This is a genomic window from Paenibacillus soyae, assembly GCF_024623455.1.
GTDB classification, from domain to species: Bacteria; Bacillota; Bacilli; order Paenibacillales; family Paenibacillaceae; genus Pristimantibacillus; species Pristimantibacillus soyae.
In genome coordinates this window covers 1-255 of sequence record NZ_JANIPJ010000108.1, presented here as the reverse complement: position 1 = coordinate 255, position 255 = coordinate 1, and the positions used below count along the sequence as shown (strand labels likewise).

Annotated in this window: 1 protein-coding gene; it reads left to right on the top strand. The window is 60.0% G+C overall.

What is annotated here, in order from left to right; genetic code table 11:
• Positions 1–255 (top strand): NAD(P)-binding domain-containing protein (locus tag NQZ67_RS30975; protein WP_257453195.1); only part of this gene is annotated, 255 nt, incomplete at both ends.

The window sequence follows — 255 nt, the reverse complement described above, 5'->3', positions numbered from 1 at the left end:
CGGTGTCGGTGTACAACCGTTCCCGCGAGAAGACGGATGACTTGATGAAGGAAGCCGCGGGCAAAAACCTGGTGCCGGCTTATTCGATCGAAGAGTTCGTGCAATCGCTCGAGACGCCTCGCAAAATTTTGATCATGGTGCAAGCCGGCGCGGGCACGGACGCGACGATCGACTCGCTCGTTCCGCATCTCGACCAAGGCGACATCATCATCGACGGCGGCAACGCGTACTTCCCTGACACCCAGCGCCGCAGCA